General features: G+C 65.9%; 6 protein-coding genes. All 6 read right to left on the bottom strand.

All coding sequences use genetic code 11. The features are described from left to right. Positions 1-105: 105 nt before the first annotated feature. The gene (locus RR3_RS24385) at positions 106-453 is read right to left on the bottom strand and encodes a DUF3703 domain-containing protein (protein ID WP_006554224.1); all 348 of its coding nucleotides are present in this window, start codon (positions 451-453) and stop codon (positions 106-108) included. A 94-nt stretch (positions 454-547) separates the two neighbouring features. Beyond that, positions 548-2,506, bottom strand: a complete 1,959-nt coding sequence (locus RR3_RS24380; RefSeq protein WP_006947237.1) for a heavy metal translocating P-type ATPase — start codon at positions 2,504-2,506, stop codon at positions 548-550. After that, entirely contained in the window at positions 2,503-2,886 is a 384-nt protein-coding gene (locus RR3_RS24375; protein ID WP_072786599.1) for an ArsR/SmtB family transcription factor, read from the bottom strand. The genes RR3_RS24380 and RR3_RS24375 overlap by 4 nt, the downstream gene beginning before the upstream one ends. A 92-nt stretch (positions 2,887-2,978) precedes the next feature. Next, positions 2,979-3,590, bottom strand: coding sequence for a DUF6262 family protein (locus RR3_RS24370; RefSeq protein WP_006554650.1), 612 nt, complete (start codon positions 3,588-3,590; stop codon positions 2,979-2,981). After that, a complete protein-coding gene (locus RR3_RS24365) occupies positions 3,587-6,115 on the bottom strand; it encodes a tyrosine-type recombinase/integrase (RefSeq protein ID WP_228045259.1) in 2,529 nt (842 codons plus the stop codon). The genes RR3_RS24370 and RR3_RS24365 overlap by 4 nt, the downstream gene beginning before the upstream one ends. Further along, positions 6,112-7,299 carry a tyrosine-type recombinase/integrase gene (locus RR3_RS24360; protein WP_061064897.1) on the bottom strand — a complete coding sequence of 396 codons (1,188 nt, stop codon included), beginning with the start codon at positions 7,297-7,299 and terminating at the stop codon, positions 6,112-6,114. Before RR3_RS24360 ends, RR3_RS24365 begins: the two co-directional genes overlap by 4 nt. Between the last annotated feature and the right edge of the window lie 113 nt (positions 7,300-7,412).

The raw sequence follows: 7,412 nt of genomic DNA, 5'->3' as shown, positions 1-7,412 counted from the left end.
TTATCTCACCCCTACGTCGGTTTTTGCTGGCCAGCGGGCTGTGGGGTGTCAGTTGCTGTGGATACTGTGCCCATTCGCTGTGCTGCCTGAGGACACTCGAGGAAATCAATGCTGTGCGGCGAGGGTTTCAGCGAGGTCGGCCGGCACCGTCATCCGGGTCATCAGCCCGGCACGGGTACGACCGGTGTTGCCCTCGGGGTAACGGCCCAGCGTGGACCCGGGAGACGCGACGATGACCCGCACTACCTGACCGAGAGCTTCACGACGGTCACGCTGGCGCAGAGCAAGACCGAGCATGGCGAGGTGGTTACGGGTGTGCGGCCACGGGTAGGGCTGGGACAGGATGTGCGCACGCTCGAGGTGCGCCCACCGCTCGCTGTCCACGGACGTGGCGCGGGCGGCCGCCATCTCGGCGGTGTAGGCGGCGTGGACGATCGTGGACATCGCGGTCATAGTGCGGACTCCTTGGATTCAGTGCGAGCATCGACGACACCGGACACGAGCAGCAGTCGCCACGGCGGCCGCACTCTCGCGATCGGTGTACCGGTCATGCGCTGGCCGTAGACGCCGACATTGGTTTGGGCATGCCCGGCGTCGGGCCGGCGAGGGCGCGGGCGCGGCCGGCGCGGACCCCGTTGGCGATCACGATGATCTCGGCGACCTCGTGAACCAGGACGACGGCGGCCAGCCCGAGCACCCCGAACAACGCGAGGGGGATCAGGACGGTGATGATCGCCAGCGACAGGCCGACGTTCTGCAACATGATCGTCCGGGAGCGTCGGGCATGCTGCAGGGCTTGGGGCAGGTGCCGCAGGTCCTCACCCATCAGGGCGACATCGGCGGTTTCGATGGCGACGTCGGTGCCCATCGCGCCCATCGCGATCCCCAGATCGGCGGTGGCCAGGGCCGGGGCGTCGTTGACGCCGTCGCCGACCATCGCCGTCGGCCGCGTACCGCGGAGGGTGTCGATGATGCGGGCCTTGTCCTCCGGACGCAGATCGGCATGGACCTCGTCGATGCCGACGTCGGCGGCCAACGCTCGTGCGGTGCGCTCGTTGTCGCCGGTGAGCATCGCCACGGTGTAGCCGTCGCGGCGCAGCCCCGCAACGACGTCGCGGGCTTCGGGGCGCAGTTCGTCGCGCACCGCGATCGCGCCGATCAGGGTGCCGTCCCGTTCGATGAGCACCGCGGTGGCTCCGGCGTGCTGCATCCGCTCGATATCGGCGGCCAGGGGGCCCGGGTCGATCCAGCCCGGCCGGCCCAGGCGAGCGGGGATGCCGCCGACGTGTCCGGTCAGTCCGGCGCCGGGGACCGCGTCGACGTCCCCGGCCGGGGTGTAGTCGTCGACGGCGGCGAGGATCGCTGCGGCGAGGGGATGTTCGCTGCGGGCCTCGAGTGCCGCTGCAAGGTTCAGGACGTCGGCGCGGGTGGCGCCGCCGGTGGTGGCGACGTCGATGACCTCGGGTCGGTTGCGGGTCAGGGTGCCCGTCTTGTCCAGCGCAACGGTGCGGATCCGGCCCAACGCTTCGAGGGCGGCACCGCCCTTGACCAGGACACCGAGCTTGGAGGCGGCGCCGATCGCGGCGACCACGGTCACCGGGATCGCAATCGCCAGCGCACACGGGGAGGCGGCGACCAGCACGACCAGGGCGCGTTCGATCCACACCAGCGGATCGCCGAACACGCTGCCGATCGCGGCGATCAGCGCCGCGGCGACCATCACCCCCGGGACCAGGGGCTTGGCGATCGTGTCGGCCAGACGCTGGGCCTCGCCCTTACGGGATTGCTCGGCCTCGACGATCTTGACGATCTTGGCCAGCGAGTTATCCTGCGCGCCGGCGGTGACCTCGACCTCGAGCACGCCGGTGCCGTTGATCGATCCGGCGAACACCTCATCACCCGGTCCGGCCTCGACCGGCACCGATTCCCCGGTGATCGCGGAGGTGTCCAGGGCGGTGCGGCCGGTGCGGATGGTGCCGTCGGTGGCGAGCCGCTCCCCGGGCTTGACGATCATGATCTCCCCGAGCCTCAACTCCGCGGGGGCGACGGTCTGTTCACGGCCGCCGCGGAGGACGGTGGCGGTGTCGGGCACCAGATTCAGCAGGGCGCGCAAGCCGCGGCGGGTGCGGGTGACCGCGTACTCTTCGAGGCCCTCACTGATGGCGAACAGGAACGCGAGCATCGCGGCCTCGCCGACCTCGCCGAGCAGCACGGCGCCGACGGCGGCGATGGTCATCAGGGTGCCGACGCCGATCTTGCCCTTGGCCAGCCGCTTCAGGGTGGAGGGGACGAAGGTGTAGCCGGCGACGATCAGCGCCACCGCCTCGAAGCCCGTCCCGAGAGCGTCGGGCCCACCGATCAGGTGGACGATCAGAGCCGCAATCAGCAGCACACCGGCCACTGCGGCGGCCCGGATCTCGGTGACCTGCCACCACTTGTCCGGCTCGTGCTCGTCCTCGCCTTCGACGCGGGGTTCGTCGTGGCCGCACCCGCAGGCGTCGCTCATGCCGTCACCCCGGTGTCGGTGCCGGTGCCGTAGTTCGGGCACAACGCGACGGCGTTGCCGGTGGCGGCCAAGAGGGTTTCGGCCGAGGCCAGCAGATCGAGCAGTTCCGGTCGGGTCAGCGAGTAGAACACCTGCCGGCCCTGCGGCCGGCCCTGCACCAGGCCGCAGTCCCGCAGGCACGCCACGTGCGCCGACACTGTCGACTGTGCCAATCCCAGCTCGCCGACCAGGTCCGCTACTCGGGCTTCCCCGCCGGCGAGGCTGCGCACGATCGCCAGTCGGGTGCCGTCGGAGAGGCTGTGGAACAACGCCACCGCCGCATCGAGACTCGATTCGGTGCCCGCTGCGGCGAGGCACCCATCCACACTATTAATCGCCATACGGCGATAATAACCGCTAACCAACGATGAATGGAAACCGTCTCGTCAGCGTCGCTACCGCGGTCTCTGATGGGCCGACAACGGGTGAGTCGTCACACCCTCCGGCCGTGGAGCGGGACCGTCCCGTCCGCACAATTCTGGTGCGCGAGGTCCTCGGCGTGTGCTCGTCGGGATGCAGCGAGGTCCTCGCGAAGTTCCGCGAGGAGGTTGTCTTGTTGAAGCACTTGGTGCCGTAGTGCGATGTTTTCAGCGGCAAGCCGGTCATGATCCGCTTGTAGGCGTTGGTGATCGCCGATATCGATGGTCGAGTGAGCGAGTGCGTCACCGAGATAATGCTGCCGCTGTCTTTGTAATTCCTGGATCGTGGACCGCAAGTGCGCCATGGCGGATTTCTGGTCGGAGATCTTGGCGGCGAACGTCTGGTTCTGGGCGCGGAGTCCGTCGATGCTCGCGTTTTCCGAGGGGATCGACGTCGTGTTGTGTAGAAGTTCCCGTGCGGCAGCGTCGATGAGCTGGCGTAGGTCGGGATGGGCGTAGATGAATTCGCGGGAGACGCCCGCGTGCCTGGCGACGATCGATTTGGTGATTCGACCCCGCGGGCTCTCGCGAAGCTCGGCGACGGCGTCGAGGACCGCCTGCGTCTTCTGCTTGCTTCTGGCGGAGTTGTAGTGGATCAAACCGGCGATCGCCGCGGTGGTGGTCATGGCTGGTCGACTGCTTTCAGGTGGTAGCGAAGGTCGATTCGTCGTGCGGAGGTGGCGCGGCGTCGGATATCGGCCATGCTGTCGAGCGCCACCCGGATCGCCGCGCCCTCCTCGGGAGGGAGGGTGGAAAGGTAGTCGTCGATCGCGTTGATAATGTTGGTGCAGTGGTCAATTCGGGCTCTATAGTGATCGAGCATGTGCTGGGGAGTTCCGATAACCGACGCCCGCTCGAGGTGTACCTTCAGGTCGACCCGTTTGGCGATCATGCCATCGCGTTCGAGGGGATCGACCCGGAAGAACGGGCAGGCTTCGCACGCGTGGGCGAGCATGCACCCATCGCCGCCCAACGCGACATTCTGTGGTTCTTCGCAGTGTCCGAGGGCGACGGCAACTCGAGTGAAGCCATCGCGCTCGGGATTGACGTCGACGACGCGGCCGAAGGAATCGATTCTCCGGGGCGGGATGGCTGCGAGTGCCTTCTTGCGGCGTTTGGCGCCGACCTCGTAGTACATCATCGTCGTGGTGAACGACTTGTGACCCATGAGCGCCTGCAGCACGTCGGGGGGTGTCGTGCTTCGGCCGTCCGCATCCACCGCGTCGGCGTAGCGCTGCGCGTAGGCGTGCCGCAGGGCATAAGCATCGATGGTCCGCAGGTCGTAGTCGATCAGGTTTCCGTCGGCACCTTCGACCCGGCCGGGGTACGGCGCATGCTCGAGCACCGCGGTCACAAGCTCCCGCAGTCGGGACAGCAAATACCCGGTCCCGTAGGGGTCGTCCCGATGTCGATACCTGCTCGACGGGAACAGCCACTGCGATTCGATCCCGCACTCACTTTTGACCTTTTGCCACTGCCGGATCAAGTCATGGGTCTCACGGTGGATGGGCAACCTTTTTCCCGCGCTCCGGGGTGCCTTGATGCGCTCCCACTCGAGAAAAGGGTGTCCGGACGAGTCGAAGGACAGACAGTCATCGCGCAGATGCAAGAGCTCGACGGGCCGGCGGCCGCAGCGTTCGAGCAGAAACAGCAAGGCCCGCGCCTCCATGGTCCGGTAATCGGTGTCGCGCTCGACGAGGTGGAGATGGTCCATAAGCCAATCCACGACTGGCTGGGGTACGAACCGGAAAGGCTCGTCGTCGTCGCGTCCGGTACCGCTGCGCGGTTTCGGCCTGTGCGTCGTGCGGTTTCGACCGAACCGTGAGGGGATGTTCTTCCAAATGTGCTCGAGGTCGTCCACCCGATGCCCGTACTCGATGAGCGTCCAGAGCATCGTCATCCGGCGTCGTTGCTCGGTCGCGGAGGGCCATTTCGCGGTGATCGCTCGGACGATGGCGTCGATGTCAGTCGCGCTCAGCCGTGACGGCGGTTTGTCGTGCACACTCAGCACCCGATCGGCGAGACGCCATGCCCCGAGCATCCGCGAAATGGTGGTGGTGTGGGTGCGGGTGTTCCACATCCAGTGAGCCACACTCTCCACAATCCAGTTCTGGGTGAAGCCGTTCAGATCCGCCACAGCCTTCGGGCCCGGCCGATGGTGATCTGTGAGATCGAGGTCGACGAAGTGGATCAACCTCGGATCCCGATCGTCACGTCCGGACCACACGCGGTGTTCTGCTTCGATCCGGCGGACGCAGTCAGCGGCCAACACCCGCACAGCTCGTGTGGACGTGGTGAGTTCAGCGACCTGGAGCGGATCCGAGCCGATGAGAGTGCTCACCCCGCCGCGACGCAATGCGTGGTGCATATGTCGGAGGTGGACGGGGTCGAGGCTGGCTTTGGCGTCGGTGTCGCGCAGTTGCAGGGCGTAGACGAGCTCGAAACGGAGAGGCTCTTCCAACAAACCGAAGGGCACCGCACGCAACGTGGCCATGGTCCGGCCGGTCTGCTCGTCGATCGGTTCCGCGGAGCGCTGGATCCAGAGGTTCACATCCGCGGGTGGTGTCCGGCCGGCAGCGTTCCAGGTAGTGAGCCAGCACTGTGCCGCTGTTCGATGGTTCGAACATAACGTCGCGGTGACCTGGTCGTACCGGCAGCCGGGTATCGCGCATGATGGCGTCTTCTCCAGAATCGTCGGCCGGGTGAGTTCGATCCACTCCATGAGGCCGAGGTCGGCACCGTGCTTGTGGACAGAATTCTGGTAATGCCTGGCATGTGCGTAGCACAGGCCGGTTCGGCGGGTCGTGCGCTCGCATCCGACTAGGCACGTGCGTATGTCCCGACGCACGATCGGCGGAGAAGCACAGAACTCCTCCAACGACTGTCCCGAGGTCACGGCGTGCTCGGCGGTGCACGACGGGCAGAGTCGTACCCCGTCCACAACATGGAAGCAGCCCTCGCGCCAGCAGCGCCGCAACAGCGTCCGAGGATTGTCCGGGCTCGGAATCAGAATCAGCCGGCGATGGTCGTACTCGCCCGGTCGCCACTGCGTATCGATGTGGCTCAACAGGTGCTCGCGCCATGTCAGGACCGGTGGTGAACCGCTTTCTGTCCACAGCGAGAGCGCAGCACCGCCGCCGACGCCGATCAACGCGACGCTGTCATCGGCGGCGTGGGGCGGGGTGCCAGCGCCGAGGTAGCCGCTTTCATCGCAGTTTCGACATCGTGGGTGTAGATCCGGGTCGAGGTGATGCTGGCATGCCCGAGCAGCGATTGGACAACATCGATCGGTACCGGGTCGCAGTCGATCCCACGCAACAGCCGGGTGGCGAAAGTATGGCGCAGCATGTGCGGACCGCTCAGATCATGGCCGATAGCTCGTGAACACCGGTCCATCAGTCGTTTCACCGACTGGTAGCTCATCGCTCGTCCCAGCCAACGAGGCTCGGAGCGCACATTGACGAACACATGCGGACTCGAATCACGGACCGAGGCCGCCGAGAGGATCTCTCGACGCTCCAGGGCATAGTCGATGTAGGCCTCGACAACATCACGATGAACGAACAACGTTCGAGGCCGCCCTTTGGCGCGGGCCCGGTTCTCCACCGAGTTGCCGACACGCACGTGAAAGTGCGGGTCGACGTGATGGCAACCCAGCTGCCTCGAACCTCCACCGAAATGCAGATCGGCCACGAACAGCGACAACGCCTCGCCCACACGGATGCCTGTTGTGGACAGAAGATCGACCAGGAAGCGGTCTCGGGTGCCGAGTTCGAGATGGGTGAGAGCCGTGCGAGCATCCGCATCCGCGATCCATCGCGGCGTGGCTTCGGTCTCCGTCACGGACCGTAGAGAATCGACCAACACTCGACGGGTGACGCCGAATTCACCGCCCGCTCGAGTGCCGGGAGGAAAGTACTTGAGCTGCGTCATCCGCGCGATCAGATCGGTTTCCAGCAGCTCATGCGCATCGGCCCACTCATAGAACGAGCGCACAGCAATGACCCACAACTGGACGGTCGACGCTGCCCGAGTCACCGCCGGACCATTTGTTTTCCCCATAGGAGTGGCCGCGACGATCTGTCGCCACAACGCGATATGACTGAGCGTTGCCGTGCGCCAGTCCATCGTCTGGGCACACCAGGAGAGATATCCCGCGACCCGGCGTCCATACTCACGGGCAGTGAGGGGTGATCGCCCACTGTCGCTGAGGTACTGCAGCCACGCGGTGCCAGCCGGGTGCATGCGCCCGTCGCGATCGACGATCACAAATCGCTGCTCACCGGTCTGGGTATGGATCGCTGACGTCACGCTGTACGTCGGCTTCTCCGGCATGCGTCCGGACGCTACGGCAAACTGCTGATAGCCGGATGCATAACTGTCAGAACATGTCTCGGTCTCCCCTGCGCGGACAAGCGCTGACATCGACTACATAGGGGTACATAACG

The organism is Rhodococcus ruber NBRC 15591, from assembly GCF_001894945.1.
GTDB classification, from domain to species: Bacteria; Actinomycetota; Actinomycetes; order Mycobacteriales; family Mycobacteriaceae; genus Rhodococcus; species Rhodococcus ruber.
Note: the sequence above shows the minus strand (reverse complement) of the source record. Positions and strands in the feature narration are given on the sequence as shown.